Here is a 17,124-nt window from a genome sequence, read left to right as displayed (position 1 = left end):
TTTTTCCACGTTTTCAGCACTTTTACCCAATTGAGACCGGCCTAAAGTGGCGTAACCGACAGCCCACAGGATTAAATGGTTATATGACAAATCAAGAATTTCCCGCCAATGAGCCCACCGCCGCTGGCGAGCACACCAGTGATTACGTGACGGAGACTGCCCCGGCAACGCACTCTGAGGTTGAGACTACGTATTCCTCGAGTGAAGACGCCAAGGTCAAGGGCTCCTTTGCAGCCAGCACCTGGGTTGCGCTGATCGTGGGATTCCTGCTGCTCATCGTGCTAATTGTGTTTATCCTGCAGAATCAGCAGAAGGTGCCGATGAACTTCCTCAACTGGTCCGGTGAATTCCCTGCTGGCATTGCATACCTCATCTTTGCTATTGCAGGCGCGCTCATCATGGCCCTCGTCGGCATGTGGCGCATGTTCGAGCTGCGCCGCCAGGTACGCAAGCAAGCCAAGCAACACCGCTAAAACAACGAATCTCCCTGCCCTCAAGCTTCTTCGCTTGTGCGGTAGGGAGAATATTTGTTTTTGGGCTTCGGGGTGAATTCTAAAAACCGTGGAAGTTTGCAAGGAAGTTCACAGCCACCCACGTCACCATGGCTGAGGGAAGCATTCCGTCCAAGCGGTCCATGAGTCCACCATGACCGGGCAGAATTTGGGACATATCTTTGATGCCAAGCTCGCGCTTGAACTGGGACTCCACCAAGTCGCCGAGCGTTGCGCAGAAGACAAGGCCCAAGCCCATGATTGCGCCTACCCAGGCGTCATGATGCAGAAGGAGCTTGACGCTGAGTGCGCCTGTTATGACGCCGAAGATGACGGAGCCGAGGAAGCCCTCCCAGGACTTCTTGGGGCTGACTGCAGGCGCCATCGGGTGCGCGCCAAACATCACACCTGCCACATAGCCGCCGGTATCGGAAGCCACCACGCACAGCATGAACGCGACAATCGACGCCGCGCCTGACGCAAACGGAGTCTCCACGCGAGACAGCATCGCCGCAAACGTGGCGAAGAGCGGAATCCAGGTCAATACGAACAGACCCACGGACATGTCGCGCAGATAGTTGATTGGCGGGCGATGGCGTCCGTTGTGGAACAGCCGCCCGAACATCAAAGCCAACACAGCCACGACGTAGACCGCCACGAGGCCAGGGGCGCCGAGCGGCCACGAAATCCATACCATGGCTTGGCCAAGGATGATAAGCAGGGTGCGCGGAATGAAGAAAGAGTGCTCGCGCAGGCGCGTGAGGACCTCCCACATAGCCACTGCCACAGCTCCCGCCACGACGAGGTACCACGCGAAGGGTCCTAGCCACACAGCAAGGACTACGAGCGCACCGAGGCCCACTCCCACGCCCACTGCTGCCGGCAGGTTGCGGCCGGCGCCGTTCTTGGGCTTGGGCAGACGACGATTCGACTCGCTAGTCACGCGCGCTCCTTCCACAGGAAGATGGGATACTCACAAAAAGCGCCGCCGAGCTGATAGCGCCCGGCGGCCAGGTTCGAGGTGCTTAGACCTCCATCAGCTCGTTTTCCTTGTTGGCAACGAGCTTGTCCACCTGGTCGATGTAACCAGCGGTGGTCTTTTCCATTTCCTTTTCGGCTGCAACGACTTCGTCCTCGCCGGCGTCGCCGTCCTTCTGCAGCTTCTTCAACTGGTCCATGGCCTTGCGGCGAATGTTGCGGATAGCAATCTTTCCGTCTTCGCCCTTGCCCTTGGCCTGCTTCACGAGGTCGCGGCGACGCTCTTCGGTCAGCTGTGGAATGGTGACGCGCAAAACCTGACCGTCGTTGGTCGGGTTAACGCCGAGATCCGAGTTACGGATTGCGTTCTCGATCTCGTGGATCATGGACTGCTCGTAAGGCTTGATGAGCATCATGCGTGGTTCTGGAACCGAGATGGTTGCCATCTGCGTAATCGGGGTCGGCGCACCGTAGTACTCGGCAACAAGGCCATTGAACATTGCTGGGTTTGCGCGACCGGTACGGATGGTGATCAGCTGCTCACGGGTGTGCTCCACCGAAGCGGTCATGTGCTCTTCTGCTTCGAGCCGGATCTCGTCGATCATTGGGCTATAACTCCCTTTTCGAATATAAAGTAACTGGAAAAGAATCTAGCAGGTAAAGGCGCCCTCTGTGGGAGGACGTGACCTTAATTCCTATTGGAATTCCTATTGCGATTTTACGAGGGTGCCGATCTGCTCACCGTTGACGGCGCGCTTGATATTACCTTCGGTCAGAAGGTTGAACACCAAAATCGGCATATCGTTGTCCATACACAGGCTGAACGCGGTAGCATCTGCGACCTTAAGGCCCTTTTCGATGACCTCTCGTGGGGTGATCTCGGAGTAAAGCTCCGCATCTGGGTTGGTGCGTGGGTCGTCGGAGTAGACGCCGTCGACAGCCTTGGCAAGGAAGAGCACCTCTGCCCCGATCTCGAGGGCACGCTGTGCCGCCGTGGTGTCCGTGGAGAAGTAAGGCATACCCATGCCTGCGCCGAAGATGACCACGCGGCCCTTCTCCAGGTGGCGGTCTGCACGCAGCGGCAGGTATGGCTCCGCAATTTGTGCCATGTTGATGGAGGTCTGGACGCGGCAGTCGACACCCTGCTGCTTGAGGAAGTCCTGTAGCGCAAGGGAGTTCATGACCGTGCCAAGCATGCCCATGTAATCCGAACGTGCGCGGTCCATGCCGCGCTGGGACAGTTCTGCACCACGGAAGAAGTTTCCGCCACCGATAACCACGGCAACCTCAGTGCCCTGCTTGGCAATGTCGGCGATCTGCTGAGCAACGTTCTCCACGACGTCAGGGTCGATGCCGACCTTGCCACCTCCGAACATTTCACCGCCCAGCTTCAGCATCACACGCTTGTATCCGGTTCGCTTGGTGTCAGGGTTAGTCACGGCCTTCATCGTCTCCTTAATGCGGCTGTTTTTAATTCCGCTCCATCTTACCCACACATGTTCGCTGGCTCATATTTCGTGCTCAAGCAAGCAAAAAGCCCTGCTGCAAACAAGTGCAGCAGGGCTCAAGCGTGAAAGCCGATTAAAGCTTAGGCGCCAACCTCGTAACGGACGAAGCCCTTGATGGTGGTGCCAGCTTCCTTGGCAACCTGCTCAACGGTCTTCTTGGAGTCAGACAGAGCAGCCTGCTCGAGAAGAACGACGGACTTGAAGAAGCCGTTCAGGCGACCTTCGACGATCTTCGGCAGAGCAGCCTCCGGCTTGCCCTCCTCGCGGGTGGTAGCTTCAGCGATCTCGCGCTCCTTCTCAACGACCTCAGCAGGAACGTCCTCGCGGGTGAGGTACTCAGCGTTCATAGCTGCGATCTGCAGAGCAACAGCGTGTGCGCCCTCTGCATCACCCTCGTAGGAAACGAGAACGCCAACTGCCGGCGGCAGGTCAGCGGAACGCTGGTGCAGGTAGACAGCGACGTTGTCGCCCTCGACGGTGACTGCACGGCGTGCCTGCAGCTTCTCGCCGGTCTTTGCGGACTCTTCGTCGACGATCTCGGAGACCTTCTTGCCGTCGATTTCGAGGTTGTTCAGCTCCTCGCCGGAGTTGACCTTAGCCTCGCCAGCAGCCTCAGCGATCTTGGTAGCGAAAGCCTTGAATGCCTCGTTCTTTGCAACGAAGTCGGTCTCACAGTTGATTTCGACCATGGTGTTGCCGGAAACAGCAACCAGGCCCTCGGTAGCCTCGCGCTCAGCGCGCTTGGAAACGTTCTTTGCACCCTTGATGCGCAGGAACTCTACGGCCTTGTCGTAGTCACCGTTGGACTCGTCGAGTGCCTTCTTGCAATCAAGCATGCCGGAGCCGGTTGCCTCGCGCAGTGCCTTAACGTCTGCAGCAGTGTAGTTCGCCATAGTTGGGGCGATCCTCCTTGGTTTCAAACAGTATTCGATGGAACAGAGTACTCGACGCAGTAATTTTGCGCCGCCCTTGGGGGTGAGTTTGTGCAGAAGAGTAAACCCCCGCGGCCGTGATCCAACGGTAGCGGGGGCGGACTCTAGAATTTTTACTCTGCGGACTCAGCAGATGCTGGGTCGGAAGCAGCAGCAGCCTCAGCTGCATCGCGAGCATCCTTCTCAGCGGAGTCGCCGGCAGCTTCCTTAGCTGCAGCCAGCTGACGCTCCTCGCGAGCCTTCTTGCCTTCCTCAACTGCGGTGGCGATGATGCCGGAGAGCAGCTTGGTGGCACGGATTGCGTCGTCGTTGCCCGGGATCGGGAAGTCGACCTCATCCGGATCGCAGTTGGTGTCGAGGATTGCGACAACCGGGATGTTCAGCTTGTGAGCTTCCTTGACTGCGATGTGCTCCTTGTTGGTGTCAACGATCCACAGTGCGGACGGAGCCTTGGACATCTCAGAGATGCCGCCGAGGACGCGCTCGAGCTTGGTGCGCTCGCGGGTGAGCATGAGGATTTCCTTCTTGGTGCGGCCCTTGTAGCCGTCCTCAGCTGCGTCCATTGCCTGAAGCTCCTTCATGCGCTTCAGACGCTTGGAAACGGTCTGGAAGTTGGTGAGCATGCCGCCCAACCAACGGTGGTTGACGTAAGGCATTCCAACGCGGGTTGCTTCCTCAGCAACTGCTTCCTGAGCCTGCTTCTTGGTGCCGACGAAAAGGATGGTGCCGCCGTGTGCAACGGTCTCCTTGACGAACTCGAAAGCCTCATCGATGTAGGTCAGGGTCTGCTGCAGGTCGATGATGTAGATGCCGTTACGGTCGGTGAAGATGAAACGCTTCATCTTCGGGTTCCAACGACGGGTCTGGTGGCCGAAGTGCACACCAGCGTCGAGGAGCTCGCGCATGGTTACAACTGCCATGATTCGCTCGCTTTCTATAGCTGATTTAGGTTTTGCATGAAAAATGTGCGGTGTTTTATTCCGCACCCTAGCAACGAAGGCACCGGTCAACACCCCAATTTCTTGGGGACCACGTCGACACGACGCTGTCTCTTCCTTAACCCAGGAAGCGACGACTTCGCCGCGCGTAGTCAATGCGCCTGGCAAGCCGGACACACTGCTGGGCCAAATTCTAGCCACACCCAGGGAAGAAATCCAAAACGACGTGCGAATTCCACAGTTTTAGCGTGACATCTCCCCTACAATCGCCACATCTTCATCACTATTATCTCGCGTCGCACTTTATCCACAGCGAGATTTCTCGTTCTTCCAACACTGCAAGCGGCGCCTCCATACTGCCATCATGAAAATGTTTCGCTTGCCCAAAGTCCCGCTCATTGCTGTCATTCTCACGCTCTGGTGCGTTGCCCTATCCGCCATGCCAGTAGCCTTCGCCTACGTCGACCCCACCACTGGCAGTCCAGCCCCCAGCCGGGTTCTGGAGGGATTTGATCCACCGAAGGAGAAATGGAGCGCCGGTCACCGAGGTGTGGATTTGGATCTACCCATCGGCGGCGAGGTACTGGCCGCAGGCGAAGGCACGGTTTATTTCGTGGGCAAGGTGGCCGGCAAACCGGTGGTCTCGATCGCCCATGCGGATGGTGTGCGGACGACGTATCAACCGGTATTCGCGCACGTCAACAAGGGCGATCACGTACGCGAGGGCCAAGTCATTGGGAGGCTAGCCCCGCCTGTTGACGGTAAGCCGGGTTTGCATTGGGGCGCGCTTATCGACGGTGTGGAAAAGACCTACATCGATCCGCTTTCGCTTCTCGACGCCCCGGTCATCCGGCTCAAGCCCGTGGATGGGCGCGGGAGTAGACGTCCTTGAGCCGCTTCGCTGATACGTGGGTGTAGACCTGTGTGGTCTGCAGAGAGGAGTGCCCCAGCAGCTCCTGGACCACCCTCAAATCCGCACCACCTTCAAGCAGATGCGTTGCGGCAGTATGGCGCAGCCCGTGCGGGGTAAGGCCAGTAGCGCCGGTGATCTGCGCAGCCTTTTCTACCACGCGGCGGACCTGCCGCTGGTCGATACGCGCGCCGCGAGTGCCGACAAACACCGCATCAGTGTCGCCGGCTAGTTGTAGGCGTCCTTTTTCAATCCAGGTCGCAAGCGCATTAGACGCCGCGTCGCCAAAGGGTACGACGCGCTGCTTGTTTCCCTTACCCGTGACCAGTGCGGTCCGGCGGTGCAGATCAAGGTCACCGACATCAAGGCCCACCAGTTCCGCAACACGCATGCCGGTGGCATAGAGGAGCTCGAGCATAGCGCTGTCACGTAGGAAATGAACCTCGTCGTGCGAGGCAGCGTTGCCTACAAGCTCACCAGCCTCGGTTGCAGCAAGAACCTTGGGAAGATGTTTGCCCACCTTCGGGCTAACGAGTCGCGCTGCCACATCAGCCTGCAGGTGGCCTTCGCGCACCGCCCAGGTGGAGAACGCTCGGGCGGCAGCAGTTCGGCGCGCGAGGGTAGCTCGCGACTTGCCCTGTGCAACCGCTTCGCCTAACCAGGCGCGCAGAGCATTAAGGTCAAAGCTTGCGAAGTCCGGTACGCTACGCGCGAGATCACGCAGGTCCGAGCGGTAGCCCTTGACCGTTGCCGCAGAGCGCCCACGGACTAACAACTGGTGTTCGGCAAAATCCTCGATTGCCTCGGTCAGTTGCCCCGTGGGCTCCTCTACTCGCTTACTCATGTCACAGCAGTGTACTCCAGCATCACTCGCTGCGTCTCCAACGCTTTCCCTCGCGCACCACGAGGCCAAGCTTCTGCAAAGCCACCAACAGGTGCACCGTCAGCGCCACACGCATTCCTGCCTCCGCCGCGATGTCTTCTGCGCTCACGCCTTCCTCGTCCAAAGGCGGAGTCGAGTCATAAACCTTGAGCTCATTCCGGGAAAGCTGCTGCACTTTGTCAGGAGCGAAGTCGAGCTCATACTGCCCAGCAGCGTCCACGCCTCCCACAGTTCCAAGTAATCCGCGGATTTCATCGACCGAGGTGACCAGTTGCGCGCGCTGATCCTGAATCCGCATGTGGCAACCCAACGACCCCGAAGTCGTAACCGGGCCGGGGACAGCCATGGCCACACGGCCCATCGACTCCGCCCAGTTCAACGTGTTCAAGGCCCCAGAACGGAAGGCCGCCTCCACCACCACAGTGCCTGCAGAAAGCGCCGCAACCAAGCGGTTGCGCGTCAAGAAGCGATGCCGCTGCGGTGTAGTGCCCAGCGCGAATTCAGAGATGAGGCAACCGCTGCGCGTTATCTGATCAAAGAGTTTGCCGTTACGTGCGGGATAGGCCCGGTCGATGCCGCATGGCGCCACGGCCACGGTGAGCCCGTTGTGCTCCAGCGTCGCCTCGTGTATAGCCGTGTCTACTCCCAGCGCGCCGCCCGACACCGTAGTCCACTGATGGCGCGCCAATCCCGTTGCCAGCATGCGCGAGACCTCCCAGCCATAGCGGCTTATAGCCCGCGTTCCCACCAGCGCCACGGACTGAGCCACCGTCTGGCGCACATTGGCTCCGCGCACCCACAACGCATGAGGTGGGAAAGCCTGACTATCGAATGTAGACGGCGCATCGGAGAACCCCTGATGATAGAAACCAAAGGCCCGAGTGAATTCCTCCTCCGGCCACTCCGCGTCCTCCGGGGTGATAAGGCGTGCTCCTACGACTTCTGCCGTGGCAATGTCCTCTTCTTGCCGCAGCCAATCCCGCCTCCCGGCAGTTTCAGTCTTCAACGGTCCAATCCAGTCGGCCGCGTTGTAGATTCCGTGCGCAATCTCCTCTGCTGGGTACTGCGAAAGCAATCCGTGCAACGTGCGGGATGGGCCCTCCACCACACGGTTGAGATAAACCCAGGTGTGCAGAGGTGTCGATAAGTTCAGCTCGCTCATGCCGCCAGCCTTTCCAATACACCGACGCCGCGCAGCTCGAGCGCTCTGCCCACGTGGTCGATGTCCGGTTGCGGGCTTGCGTCCAGATCCGCCAGGGTCCATGCCAAGCGCAGCACGCGGTCCACACCGCGCTGGCTCAACTCCCCGTCTGCCAAATACGCTGCAAGCATCGCCATGGCAGTTTCCGTAGCTGGGCGGTGTCGCCGCAGATAGGAGGCTGGAACAGCACCGTTATTGAACACCGACAGCTCGTCGTCACGCCAGCGGGCAGCTGCCCGCTGGCGCGCCTGCGCCACCCGCTGCGCAATCGTGGCGGAGTCTTCTTCACCTTCCGCGCTCAGGGTTGCGGCTTGGCCCGAAACGTTGACCACCATGTCGAGGCGATCCCGCAATGGCCCAGAGAGATTGCTCAGATAGTTGCGTCTGTCCGACGACCGGCACGTGCACTTCGAAGCATCCTCCGCAGCACACCTGCAAGGGTTCGCCGCCAGCACCAGCTGGAAGCGCGCCGGGAACGTAATCTCCCTGCGTGCACGAGAAATCCGGACGTGCCCCTCTTCCAGCGGCGCACGCAGGCCATCGAGCACCCGTGCAGAGACCTCACTCGCCTCGTCGAGGAACAACACTCCGTGATGCGCCAGACTCACGGCACCAGGACGGGGATTGCCCGAACCGCCCCCCAGCAAGGCCGCACGCGTTACCGAGGAATGCGGCGCGATAAACGGCGCGCGCACGACGACCGCACCGGGTGTTCCCGCGAGCGAATGGATGGCTGTCGCCTCCACGCACTGATCAGTGCTCAACGCCGGCAAGATAGACGGCAGCCGCGCCGCAATCATCGACTTACCCGAGCCAGGTGGGCCCACCAACATCAGGTGATGACCACCGGCCGCAGCGACTTCAGCTGCCCACTTGGCCTCCCGTTGCCCGGCGATGTCGCGGTAGTCCGGGCCGTCACCAAGCGTATGCGCAGGGGCATCTACCGCTCGAGCACTCGGCAGATCGCGCCCACCATAGGCCCATGCAAAAGCATCGGTCAGCGTGGCCGCGACCACCACATCAATATCGGGCACCAGCGTAGCTTCAGCCGCGTTACCTGGCGGGATCACCAGCGTCTCGAAACCTTGTGAGCGCGCCGCCAACAAGGCTGGGATGATTCCAGAGACCGGGCGCACGCTGCCGTCCAGCCCCAACTCCCCCAACACCAACGCACGCTCCAGGCGCTCCGAGGGCGGCATCTGCGCCGCCAGAATCGCCAAGGCCATGGGCAAATCGAAGTGCGCACCCGACTTCGGTAACGCTGCAGGCGACATCGAAACCACCACGCGCGTTTTTGCCCACGGCAGCCGCGAGTTAACCACCGCGGTGCGAATGCGGTCACGCGACTCCGAAATGGCCGTATCCGCCAGGCCCACCACGTGCACGCCGGGCAGCCCGGCCCCCACGTTGGCCTCCACCGTGACCACGTGCGCAATCACGCCCTCCAAAGCCGTGGTCATGCATCTACCGAGCGCCATCTTCGACCCCCTCATAGTGCGTGACCTCGAACTCAGCGCCCTGATCCACCAGTGCCAGCACGTCGAAGCGCACATAACACCGCGGCTTTCCCTCAAGCCACCGCAACGCCGCCTTGCGCATGCGCGCCAACTTGCGCGCAGTCACCGCCTCGGCCACCCCGTAAGCATCCGACGCCCGGGTCTTGACCTCGACAAAGACGTACGTGTCATCCTCCCGCACGATGAGGTCGATTTCCCCCACGGCGTAGTTGACGTTCGCTGCGATAATCTCCGCACCGCGCTGGCGATAGAACAAAGCCGCATAAGCCTCGCCCCGCTTGCCCAGCGAGTGCCGTTTATTCATTTTTCCGTACATTTTCTCTCCCCCGAATCCGGTCCATGCAGCACACCTGCACACGCCAGTTCAGCCGAGAGAGGACAGGACGCGCTAGCCCCAAAACGCGCACAGCGCCCCTTTTGTGGATAACTCATCGCGATGGATGAAGAAATCCCGCATGGGGCGCGACTTTAGGGCGAATTTCTGGCGGAGGTATGGCCGCTCCGCGGAGGCTTCTACTCCGGCAGGACGAAGTCTGGCTTGTCCAGCTCTTCGATGTTGACGTCTTTGTAGGTGATCACGCGAACGTAGCGCACGAATCGCGCGGAACGGTACATGTCCCATACCCAGGCATCGGACATGCGTACTTCGTAGTAGACGTCAGGACCCGAAGTATGCGGAATAAGCTCCACTGCATTGGCGAGGTAGAAACGACGCTCGGTCTCCACCACGTAGGAGAACTGGCTGACGACGTCCCGATATTCACGGTAGAGGGAGAGTTCTACTTCTGCCTCGTAGTTGTCGAGTTCCTCTGCGCTCACTAGCTTTCCTCCAATGTCAGGGTCAACGTGAATCAGCTTAACGCGGAAACTTCGTAATCAGATTCAGGCGCGCGCGAGAAATTCCGCATGAGCGTTCGCCACGTTGGCATAACCCATCCGGTGCTCTGGGGTTGCGCCTAATTTCACAATCGCAGCCTGATGCGCCGCGGTGCCGTATCCCTTGTGCCCCGCCAATCCATAGCCTGGATAGGCCACGTCGAGTTCATCCATGATGTGGTCACGGGAGACTTTGGCCAGCACGCTCGCCGCGGCAATGCAGCGCGCTGCCGCATCACCACCAATAATCGGCAGCTGGGGTGCGGGCATGCCGGGGACTTTCAGGGCGTCGCTAAGCACGTAATGCGGGCGAACATCAAGCCGCGCTACCGCCCGCCGCATCCCTGAAACGTTGGCGTGCTGGATGCCGCGCTTGTCGATGTCCCGCGCGTCAATATGCACCACGGACCAGGCCACAGCCTTGTCCTTGATGATGGGAAAGAGTTTTTCACGTGTGGCCGGGCTGAGCTTTTTGGAGTCCGTCAGCTTGTCGAGCTCCGGGATGATTCTGTCCGGGAGGATGCAGGCGGCAATAGTAATCGGCCCGCAGCAGGCTCCGCGCCCTGCCTCATCAACGCCGGCGACAGGACCCAAACCTGCTTTGCTCAGCGCCACCTCGTAGGTGCGTTGTTGTTTAAGACGCCGCATTTTGAACGTCAGGGTCATCGACCAGGTGAGCACGCGGAATAGGAAAAACAACGGCCTCTACCTTGCCACGGACGTTGTCCACGGGGATGGTGCCCTGCAGATGATCGCCCAAATGCGCACGCGAGTCGAGCGAGTTAGTGCGATTGTCTCCCATGACCCAAATGTTGCCTTCCGGGACGGTCACGGGACCAAAGTAAGCACCGCCGCAAGCATCCGAGCCTACGGCTTCATCGACGGGCATTTCGGCGGGTGTTTTCACGTAGGACTGGTCGATGGGTAAACCATCGACCATGACGGCGGGATCCCCTGCTTCGCAGGACACCGTCTGGCCTTCTGTGGCTATGACGCGTTTGACCAAAATGTTCTCACCGTTGGGCAGCAAGCCGATTGCGGCACCTGCATTTTCCAGTCCGCGTACCAACACGTTGTCGGAGCGCTGAACCTGGAAAGAGGCGTTCCAGGAATCCTCACCGGCAAAGACCACGACATCGCCAGGGCGTGGATCGGAGAAGTAGTAGCTGAGCTTTTGGACCACAATGCGGTCATTCTTACACCCCGCACAGCCATGCAACGTGGGCTCCATGGAGGCCGAAGGAATGAGATACATCCGGCCCACGAAAGTCTGCATTAGAGCCAAGAACACAAACACGGCCACGACCGTGGGCAGCAAATCGCGCATACGGACGCGCTCTTCCTCCGCCCGCCGCGGCTTTGCAGCACGAATGCGGGGACTGTTAGCCCCAGACCCCCTAGGCTTGGATGTCTGGGTCATCGATCCCACCGATGCGGCTAAACGGGAACAGCACAAACATGACCTTGCCGCGAACGTTTTCTACGGGAATCGTGCCATGGTACTGATCTTGCATGTGGTAGCGGGAGTCCGCGGAGGCAGTGCGGTTGTCACCCATGACCCAAATGTTGCCTTCTGGAACGGTGATTGGACCAAAGTATGCGCCACCGCATGCCTCGGAACCGGTGGTTTTATCCACAGGGTAGGTTGGCGGATCCATGACATAGTCCTGCTCGATGGGTTTACCGTCAACCATGACTGCTGGATCACCTTCCTGGCAGGAAACAGTCTGGCCACCAGTAGCAATGACACGCTTGACCAGAGTATTCTCATCTGGCGGGGTCAAAGACACATAGCTAAGTGCGTCCTGGATCGCGTGGATCACGCTATTGTTCGAGCGCGGCGACACGTAGTTACGGTTCCAGTCTTCGGTGCCCTCAAAGACCACGACGTCGCCAGGCTCTGGGCCCTTGTCACCGTAGTAAGAAATCTTCTCTGTGAAGATGCGGTCATTCGTGCAACCGTCGCATCCATGCAAGGTTGGTTCCATAGAACCAGACGGGATGACGTATTGGCGGCCAATAAAGGTCTGTACCAAACCGACGACCGCAAGCACACACACAATAACGAGGAGCGTTTCCAGAATCCAGGGCATCTCTTTCTTCTCGCCCTTGTCAAAGCCTTTTTCTACCGGCGTGACCTTCTCGGTAGCGACCTGGCGGCCAGTGACATCTTCGTTTGCACCGGAGTTACCTGGCGCAGCAGAAATCTCACTGTTTTGGTTTTCGAATTCCTTCTCGTTATTCACGGGCTAAATCCTAGCAACAATGGGCCCGAAAACCGGCACCCCGACGAAAGCATTCAGCGAACTCTAAGCTCGCCGAATCCCCCATCAGTCCCCCGCGAGCTCCACAAGCTTCCATCAAAAAGTATTGAACTACTTTTCCGCCTGAAGTAGCGTGCTGTTTATGTCGATAGGAATAATTGAACTTCTTTTCATACTCGTACCGCTACTGATCATCGTTGCGATCGTCGCGGGCGTCGTCTGGTGGGCGAAAAAGGTAAGGAGCGACCAACAAGACATTAAGCAAATGCTCACCGAGCAGCGAATGGCCCAGGGCTCCACCCCGCAGCCAGGCACCGGCTCAGCACAGATTTAAGCGCAGGACCAAAACCAAGAAAACTAGAGCAAAGCTAACAGTCCAGACATAGCAAAAGCGCCCGCTCCCCTCTCGAACCTCGAATGAGGAACGAAGACGGAGGCGGGCGCTTTCGGCGCTAGAACTAGCGGCGCTCCTTGATGCGAGCCTTCTTGCCGCGCAGGTCGCGCAGGTAGTACAGCTTTGCACGGCGGACGCGGCCGCGGCGTACAACCTGGATGGACTCGATGTTCGGGGAGTGAACCGGGAAGGTACGCTCAACGCCGATACCGAAGGAGACCTTACGGACGGTGAAGGTCTCACGGATGCCAGAACCCTGGCGGCGGATGCAAACGCCCTTGAAGAGCTGAACACGCTGGGTGTTGCCCTCGATAACCTTTACGTTTACGTCGAGGGTGTCGCCCGGGCGGAAAGCCGGGACGTCGTCGCGCAGCTGGGCTGCATCTACCTTGTCAATGAGGTTAGCCATTGTTTTTCCTTTTCAGTTTAAGACAGAGGACCCTAGCGCCCCTTCAACCTTGAAGAAGCTGACCGGTTCGTGCCTGTTACATAGAACAGTGGAATTGTTCCATATCGGCCGCCCTGACACCAAATTTGGGTAATTGCAAGACAAACACGGCGCGGACCTTTATTGTGATCGGTGCAAGTACCCCACGGGTGCCCACGAAGAAGTGGGCTGAGATAGGCGCCAAGACCGCGTCTAGACCGTTTGAACCTGTCTGGTTAGCACCAGCGAAGGAAGAGAGGAAGGCGCCATGACGGCTACCCCTAATGAGATCCACCCCAAGCATTCTTACTCCCCCATCCGCGCAAACGGACTGGAAGTTCCGGAGACCGAAATCGCTCTAGATGACTCCCCAACGGGGCCAAACGAGCCTTTCCGTGTCTACCGCACACGCGGTCCAGAGTGTGAGCCGGAGGTGGGCCTTCCGGGGCTGCGCAGCGAATGGATCGCTCAGCGCGACGACGTCGAGGAGTACGCCGGCCGCGAGCGCAATCTGGCCGACGACGGCAAGTCCGCGCAGCGCCGCGGCGCTGCATCCCAGGAATGGCGCGGGCAAAAGCGCGCTCCTTTGCGCGCCAAGCCGGGCAAGCGAGTCACGCAGATGCACTATGCACGCCAGGGAATCATCACCAAGGAAATGGAGTTTGTGGCGCTACGCGAGCACTGCGATCCGGAGTTTGTCCGCTCTGAAGTGGCCCGCGGCCGCGCCATCATTCCGAACAACATCAACCACCCGGAATCGGAGCCGATGATTATCGGCCGCAAGTTCCTCACCAAGATCAACGCCAACATCGGCAACTCCGCAGTGACTTCTTCTATCGCCGAAGAAGTGTCCAAACTGCGCTGGGCTACCCGTTGGGGCGCAGACACGGTGATGGACCTGTCCACGGGTGACGACATCCACACCACCCGCGAGTGGATCCTGCGCAACTCCCCTGTGCCAATTGGCACCGTGCCCATCTACCAGGCGCTGGAGAAGGTGGGCGGCATCGCCGAGGACCTCACCTGGGAGATCTTCCGCGACACCGTCATCGAGCAGTGCGAACAGGGCGTTGACTACATGACCATCCACGCCGGTGTGTTGCTGCCCTTCATCCCGTTGACCACGGGGCGCGTCACCGGAATTGTCTCCCGCGGCGGTTCCATCATGGCGGGCTGGTGCTTGGCTCACCACAAGGAGTCCTTCCTCTACGAGAACTTCGACGAGCTCTGCGAGATTTTCGCGCAGTACGACGTAGCTTTCTCCTTGGGCGATGGCCTGCGCCCGGGCAGCCTTGCCGACGCAAACGACACCGCGCAATTCGCCGAGCTCAAGACCATCGGCGAGCTCACCCGCCGGGCCTGGGAGTACGACGTGCAGGTCATGGTGGAGGGCCCCGGCCACGTCCCGCTCAACATGATCCAGGAAAACAACGAGCTGGAACAGGACTGGGCTTCCGACGCCCCGTTCTACACACTCGGCCCCTTGGTCACCGACATCGCGCCTGGTTACGACCACATCACTTCCGCCATCGGCGCCGCGCACATTGCAATGGGCGGCACCGCGATGCTCTGCTACGTCACCCCAAAGGAGCACCTGGGCCTTCCCAACCGCGACGACGTCAAGACCGGTGTCATCACCTATAAGCTCGCCGCGCATGCCGCCGACGTGGCAAAGGGGCACCCCGGCGCGCGGGCGTGGGATGACGCGATGAGCAAGGCGCGCTTCGAGTTCCGGTGGCACGATCAATTCGCGCTTTCCCTCGACCCGGAAACCGCACAGGAATACCACGACGAGACTCTGCCCGCCGAGCCTGCTAAGACCGCGCACTTCTGCTCGATGTGCGGCCCGAAGTTCTGCTCCATGCGGATTAGCCAGGATATTCGCGATACTTTCTCAGATTCCCTGGGCATGCCGAGCTTCCCCGTCGATGCCAAGGCGGGCGAGGCAATGATGTCAGCCGAGTTCAAGGCTCAAGGCTCCAAGCTCTATCAAACGGCAGACAAGGAGCCAGCCGGCCGTGCTTGATCTGCGCTGTTACTTCGTCACCGGCACCAATATGACACCGGAGATTGCCGCGGCCGCCGTGCGTGGCGGCGCGGGCGTGGTGCAGGTGCGCTCAAAGCCTATTTCTGCCCGCTCGCTCTATGATTTGGGCGCCCGCGTGGCCGAGACGGTGCACGAGGTAAATCCGCGCGCGCACGTGCTTATCGACGACCGCGTCGACGTCGCCCTAGCTCTGCGTTGCGCGGGCGCGCCCGTACACGGCGTGCACATCGGCCAGGACGATCTCTGCCCACGTGCCGCGCGTGAGCTGCTCGGCCCCGATGCCATAATTGGCCTGACCACGGGAACGCTTGAGTTAATTAGGGACGCGAACCAGTACGCGGACGTCCTCGACTACGTCGGCTGCGGTCCCTTCCGCGCTACCCCGACGAAGGATTCCGGGCGCACCCCGCTGGGGCTCCAGGGCTACCCAGAGATCGTCGCCGCCTCGCAGCTGCCCGTAGTCGCCATCGGCGACGTCACCGCGGATGATGCCGCCGAGCTCGCTGCAACCGGCGTCGACGGCCTGGCCGTCGTGCGCGGAATCATGAATGCCCCGGACCCGGCCGCCTACTGCGAGCGTCTCCTGAGCGAATTCGAGAAAGGTCGCGCATGAGCACTGCCAGCTCAAGCGTTGCCATCGTCGGCGCCGGGGTCATTGGCCTTGCCACCGCAGTAGAGATGGCGCAGTCAGGGATCAATGTCGATGTCTTCGACCCAGCGCCGGCATCCGGCGCCACGCACCATGCCGGCGGCATGCTGGCTCCCGCCGCGGAGGTGGTCTATCAACAAGACCCGCTCTTTCCGCTGATGCAGGCCTCAGGCAAGTGGTATCCGGAGCTTATCGCGGCCGTCGCCAAGCACAGCGACCTCGATACCGGCTACCGCGACGAAGGCACGCTCGTGGTAGCCGCGGACCGCGCCGATTCCCAGCATTTGTCAGAGCTCATGGACTACCAGAATGCGCACGGCATGCAGGTCGAGCGCATCACCGTGCGGCAGGCGCGCTCCCTCGAACCGGGGCTGAGCCCACGCCTGGCCGGCGCCGTCTCAATTCCTGGGGATACGCAGGTCTTCCCCCGGCAATGGGCGCTCGCGCTATATGACGCCGCGGAAAACTTAGGCGTGCGCTTTCACCGCACAAAGGTCACACACATCGACGATGGAGTCGACGGCGGAATGGTACACACCGAAGAAGGTACCTTCGCCGCAGACCAGGTGGTGCTGGCCGCCGGACTGGGGGCGAATGGTCTTAGCGGATGGTCGCAACCGCTGCGCCCAGTCTATGGCGACATCCTGCGCCTACGTGTGCCAGAGCAACGCCGCCCGCTACTAAACCGCGTGGTGCGCGGATTCGTGGAAGACCGCCCTATCTATCTGATTCCACGCGGCGACGGAACCATCGCCGTGGGCGCGACCAGCCGCGAGGATAGCCTCCATGCCCCGCTGGCCGGCGGTGTCTATGACTTGCTGCGCGATGCCATCCGGGTGCTGCCGGGCATCGAGGATTGCGAGTTCCTAGAAGCCACCACCGGCGCCCGCCCGGGCACGCCTGATGATCTTCCCTACTTGGGGCGCGTGAGTGACAGGCTCATTGTCTCCACTGGGTATTTCCGCCATGGCATCCTGCTAGCCGCCTTCGGCGCACGGTGTACGCGCGAGCTCGTCCTCGGCGAGGACCCCAGCATCGACCTTTCGGCCTGTGACCCGCTGCGCTTTGCGCGCTAGAGCCGAAGTACAGACAGCTATATCAAGACAGGT

20 protein-coding genes and 1 riboswitch are annotated in these 17,124 nt (G+C 60.2%); of the genes, 6 read left to right on the top strand and 14 right to left on the bottom strand.

Translation table 11 applies throughout. The features are described 5' to 3' along the window. Positions 1-83 precede the first annotated feature (83 nt). Positions 84-473: a lipopolysaccharide assembly LapA domain-containing protein gene (locus tag CHU71_RS05245; RefSeq protein ID WP_147760402.1), complete on the top strand. Its 390-nt coding sequence runs from the start codon at positions 84-86 to the stop codon at positions 471-473. A 79-nt stretch (positions 474-552) separates the two neighbouring features. Here the strand turns inward: CHU71_RS05245 and CHU71_RS05240 are convergent, their stop codons facing one another. The 5 genes from CHU71_RS05240 to rpsB form a co-directional block, all read right to left on the bottom strand. Beyond that, entirely contained in the window at positions 553-1,434 is an 882-nt protein-coding gene (locus CHU71_RS05240) for a phosphatidate cytidylyltransferase (RefSeq protein WP_181814987.1), read from the bottom strand. Positions 1,435-1,516: 82 nt separating this feature from the next. Next, complete coding sequence (frr, locus tag CHU71_RS05235; RefSeq protein ID WP_147760401.1) at positions 1,517-2,074, bottom strand: ribosome recycling factor; 558 nt, start codon at positions 2,072-2,074, stop codon at positions 1,517-1,519. Between the two features lie 102 nt (positions 2,075-2,176). Beyond that, positions 2,177-2,917, bottom strand: coding sequence for a UMP kinase (gene pyrH / locus CHU71_RS05230; protein WP_049063482.1), 741 nt, complete (start codon positions 2,915-2,917; stop codon positions 2,177-2,179). Positions 2,918-3,057: 140 nt separating this feature from the next. Continuing rightward, complete coding sequence (gene tsf / locus CHU71_RS05225; protein ID WP_046645285.1) at positions 3,058-3,870, bottom strand: translation elongation factor Ts; 813 nt, start codon at positions 3,868-3,870, stop codon at positions 3,058-3,060. 152 nt (positions 3,871-4,022) lie between these two features. Next, positions 4,023-4,829: a 30S ribosomal protein S2 gene (gene rpsB, locus CHU71_RS05220; protein WP_046645284.1), complete on the bottom strand. Its 807-nt coding sequence runs from the start codon at positions 4,827-4,829 to the stop codon at positions 4,023-4,025. Positions 4,830-5,211: 382 nt separating this feature from the next. Between rpsB and CHU71_RS05215 the strand changes: the two genes are divergently transcribed. After that, complete coding sequence (locus CHU71_RS05215) at positions 5,212-5,739, top strand: M23 family metallopeptidase (protein ID WP_046645283.1); 528 nt, start codon at positions 5,212-5,214, stop codon at positions 5,737-5,739. Here CHU71_RS05215 and CHU71_RS05210 read toward each other — a convergent pair. The 8 genes from CHU71_RS05210 to lepB (CHU71_RS05175) all read right to left on the bottom strand — a co-directional run bounded on the left by CHU71_RS05210 (position 5,702) and on the right by lepB (CHU71_RS05175) (position 12,327). Next, entirely contained in the window at positions 5,702-6,601 is a 900-nt protein-coding gene (locus tag CHU71_RS05210) for a tyrosine recombinase XerC (RefSeq protein WP_147760400.1), read from the bottom strand. The genes CHU71_RS05215 and CHU71_RS05210 overlap by 38 nt on opposite strands. A 22-nt stretch (positions 6,602-6,623) precedes the next feature. Beyond that, a complete protein-coding gene (dprA, locus tag CHU71_RS05205) occupies positions 6,624-7,802 on the bottom strand; it encodes a DNA-processing protein DprA (protein ID WP_005528904.1) in 1,179 nt (392 codons plus the stop codon). Then, complete coding sequence (locus CHU71_RS05200; protein WP_147760399.1) at positions 7,799-9,319, bottom strand: YifB family Mg chelatase-like AAA ATPase; 1,521 nt, start codon at positions 9,317-9,319, stop codon at positions 7,799-7,801. The genes dprA and CHU71_RS05200 overlap by 4 nt, the downstream gene beginning before the upstream one ends. After that, positions 9,306-9,674, bottom strand: a complete 369-nt coding sequence (locus CHU71_RS05195) for a YraN family protein (RefSeq protein WP_005528901.1) — start codon at positions 9,672-9,674, stop codon at positions 9,306-9,308. The genes CHU71_RS05200 and CHU71_RS05195 overlap by 14 nt, the downstream gene beginning before the upstream one ends. A gap of 197 nt (positions 9,675-9,871) precedes the next feature. Further along, entirely contained in the window at positions 9,872-10,177 is a 306-nt protein-coding gene (locus CHU71_RS05190; RefSeq protein ID WP_005528899.1) for a DUF2469 domain-containing protein, read from the bottom strand. A 63-nt stretch (positions 10,178-10,240) separates the two neighbouring features. After that, on the bottom strand, positions 10,241-10,882 hold the full coding sequence (locus CHU71_RS05185) for a ribonuclease HII (protein WP_147760398.1): 642 nt from the start codon (positions 10,880-10,882) through the stop codon (positions 10,241-10,243). Next, positions 10,869-11,561, bottom strand: coding sequence for a signal peptidase I (gene lepB / locus CHU71_RS05180; protein ID WP_147760397.1), 693 nt, complete (start codon positions 11,559-11,561; stop codon positions 10,869-10,871). Before lepB (CHU71_RS05180) ends, CHU71_RS05185 begins: the two co-directional genes overlap by 14 nt. Positions 11,562-11,631: 70 nt before the next feature. Further along, the gene (gene lepB / locus CHU71_RS05175) at positions 11,632-12,327 is read right to left on the bottom strand and encodes a signal peptidase I (RefSeq protein WP_086892381.1); all 696 of its coding nucleotides are present in this window, start codon (positions 12,325-12,327) and stop codon (positions 11,632-11,634) included. A gap of 313 nt (positions 12,328-12,640) precedes the next feature. Between lepB (CHU71_RS05175) and CHU71_RS05170 the strand changes: the two genes are divergently transcribed. Further along, positions 12,641-12,832, top strand: coding sequence for a hypothetical protein (locus CHU71_RS05170; RefSeq protein WP_147760396.1), 192 nt, complete (start codon positions 12,641-12,643; stop codon positions 12,830-12,832). Positions 12,833-12,956: 124 nt separating this feature from the next. Here CHU71_RS05170 and rplS read toward each other — a convergent pair whose 3' ends face one another. Continuing rightward, positions 12,957-13,301 (bottom strand): 50S ribosomal protein L19, encoded by a 345-nt coding sequence (gene rplS, locus CHU71_RS05165; RefSeq protein WP_086891147.1) that lies wholly within the window; start codon positions 13,299-13,301, stop codon positions 12,957-12,959. 174 nt (positions 13,302-13,475) lie between these two features. Next, a riboswitch (TPP riboswitch) is annotated at positions 13,476-13,591 on the top strand. Between rplS and thiC the strand changes: the two genes are divergently transcribed. The 3 genes from thiC to thiO all read left to right on the top strand — a co-directional run bounded on the left by thiC (position 13,588) and on the right by thiO (position 17,091). Continuing rightward, on the top strand, positions 13,588-15,345 hold the full coding sequence (gene thiC / locus CHU71_RS05160) for a phosphomethylpyrimidine synthase ThiC (protein WP_147760395.1): 1,758 nt from the start codon (positions 13,588-13,590) through the stop codon (positions 15,343-15,345). It overlaps the preceding riboswitch by 4 nt. Then, the gene (locus CHU71_RS05155; RefSeq protein WP_082254282.1) at positions 15,338-15,979 is read left to right on the top strand and encodes a thiamine phosphate synthase; all 642 of its coding nucleotides are present in this window, start codon (positions 15,338-15,340) and stop codon (positions 15,977-15,979) included. The genes thiC and CHU71_RS05155 overlap by 8 nt, the downstream gene beginning before the upstream one ends. Then, positions 15,976-17,091 carry a glycine oxidase ThiO gene (thiO, locus tag CHU71_RS05150; protein ID WP_005528883.1) on the top strand — a complete coding sequence of 372 codons (1,116 nt, stop codon included), beginning with the start codon at positions 15,976-15,978 and terminating at the stop codon, positions 17,089-17,091. The genes CHU71_RS05155 and thiO overlap by 4 nt, the downstream gene beginning before the upstream one ends. Positions 17,092-17,124: the final 33 nt, after the last annotated feature.

Source organism: Corynebacterium sp. LK14 (genome assembly GCF_008042215.1).
Classification (GTDB): domain Bacteria; phylum Actinomycetota; class Actinomycetes; order Mycobacteriales; family Mycobacteriaceae; genus Corynebacterium; species Corynebacterium striatum.
The sequence above is the reverse complement of the archived record's forward strand: the minus strand, read 5'-3'. Positions and strand labels throughout refer to the sequence as shown.

What these genes read in the sequence shown, in the direction of transcription:
- tsf (WP_046645285.1), bottom strand. Translation starts at nt 3,870, where the DNA reads ATGGCGAACTACACTGCTGCAGACGTTAAGGCACTGCGCGAGGCAACC.
- CHU71_RS05200 (WP_147760399.1), bottom strand. Translation starts at nt 9,319, where the DNA reads ATGGCGCTCGGTAGATGCATGACCACGGCTTTGGAGGGCGTGATTGCG.
- lepB (WP_147760397.1), bottom strand. Translation starts at nt 11,561, where the DNA reads ATGCGCGATTTGCTGCCCACGGTCGTGGCCGTGTTTGTGTTCTTGGCT.
- lepB (WP_086892381.1), bottom strand. Translation starts at nt 12,327, where the DNA reads ATGCCCTGGATTCTGGAAACGCTCCTCGTTATTGTGTGTGTGCTTGCG.
- CHU71_RS05170 (WP_147760396.1), top strand. Translation starts at nt 12,641, where the DNA reads ATGTCGATAGGAATAATTGAACTTCTTTTCATACTCGTACCGCTACTG.
- CHU71_RS05210 (WP_147760400.1), bottom strand. Translation starts at nt 6,601, where the DNA reads ATGAGTAAGCGAGTAGAGGAGCCCACGGGGCAACTGACCGAGGCAATC.
- CHU71_RS05215 (WP_046645283.1), top strand. Translation starts at nt 5,212, where the DNA reads ATGAAAATGTTTCGCTTGCCCAAAGTCCCGCTCATTGCTGTCATTCTC.
- rplS (WP_086891147.1), bottom strand. Translation starts at nt 13,301, where the DNA reads ATGGCTAACCTCATTGACAAGGTAGATGCAGCCCAGCTGCGCGACGAC.
- CHU71_RS05195 (WP_005528901.1), bottom strand. Translation starts at nt 9,674, where the DNA reads ATGTACGGAAAAATGAATAAACGGCACTCGCTGGGCAAGCGGGGCGAG.
- rpsB (WP_046645284.1), bottom strand. Translation starts at nt 4,829, where the DNA reads ATGGCAGTTGTAACCATGCGCGAGCTCCTCGACGCTGGTGTGCACTTC.
- frr (WP_147760401.1), bottom strand. Translation starts at nt 2,074, where the DNA reads ATGATCGACGAGATCCGGCTCGAAGCAGAAGAGCACATGACCGCTTCG.
- thiC (WP_147760395.1), top strand. Translation starts at nt 13,588, where the DNA reads ATGACGGCTACCCCTAATGAGATCCACCCCAAGCATTCTTACTCCCCC.
- dprA (WP_005528904.1), bottom strand. Translation starts at nt 7,802, where the DNA reads ATGAGCGAGCTGAACTTATCGACACCTCTGCACACCTGGGTTTATCTC.
- thiO (WP_005528883.1), top strand. Translation starts at nt 15,976, where the DNA reads ATGAGCACTGCCAGCTCAAGCGTTGCCATCGTCGGCGCCGGGGTCATT.
- CHU71_RS05185 (WP_147760398.1), bottom strand. Translation starts at nt 10,882, where the DNA reads ATGCGGCGTCTTAAACAACAACGCACCTACGAGGTGGCGCTGAGCAAA.
- pyrH (WP_049063482.1), bottom strand. Translation starts at nt 2,917, where the DNA reads ATGAAGGCCGTGACTAACCCTGACACCAAGCGAACCGGATACAAGCGT.
- CHU71_RS05245 (WP_147760402.1), top strand. Translation starts at nt 84, where the DNA reads ATGACAAATCAAGAATTTCCCGCCAATGAGCCCACCGCCGCTGGCGAG.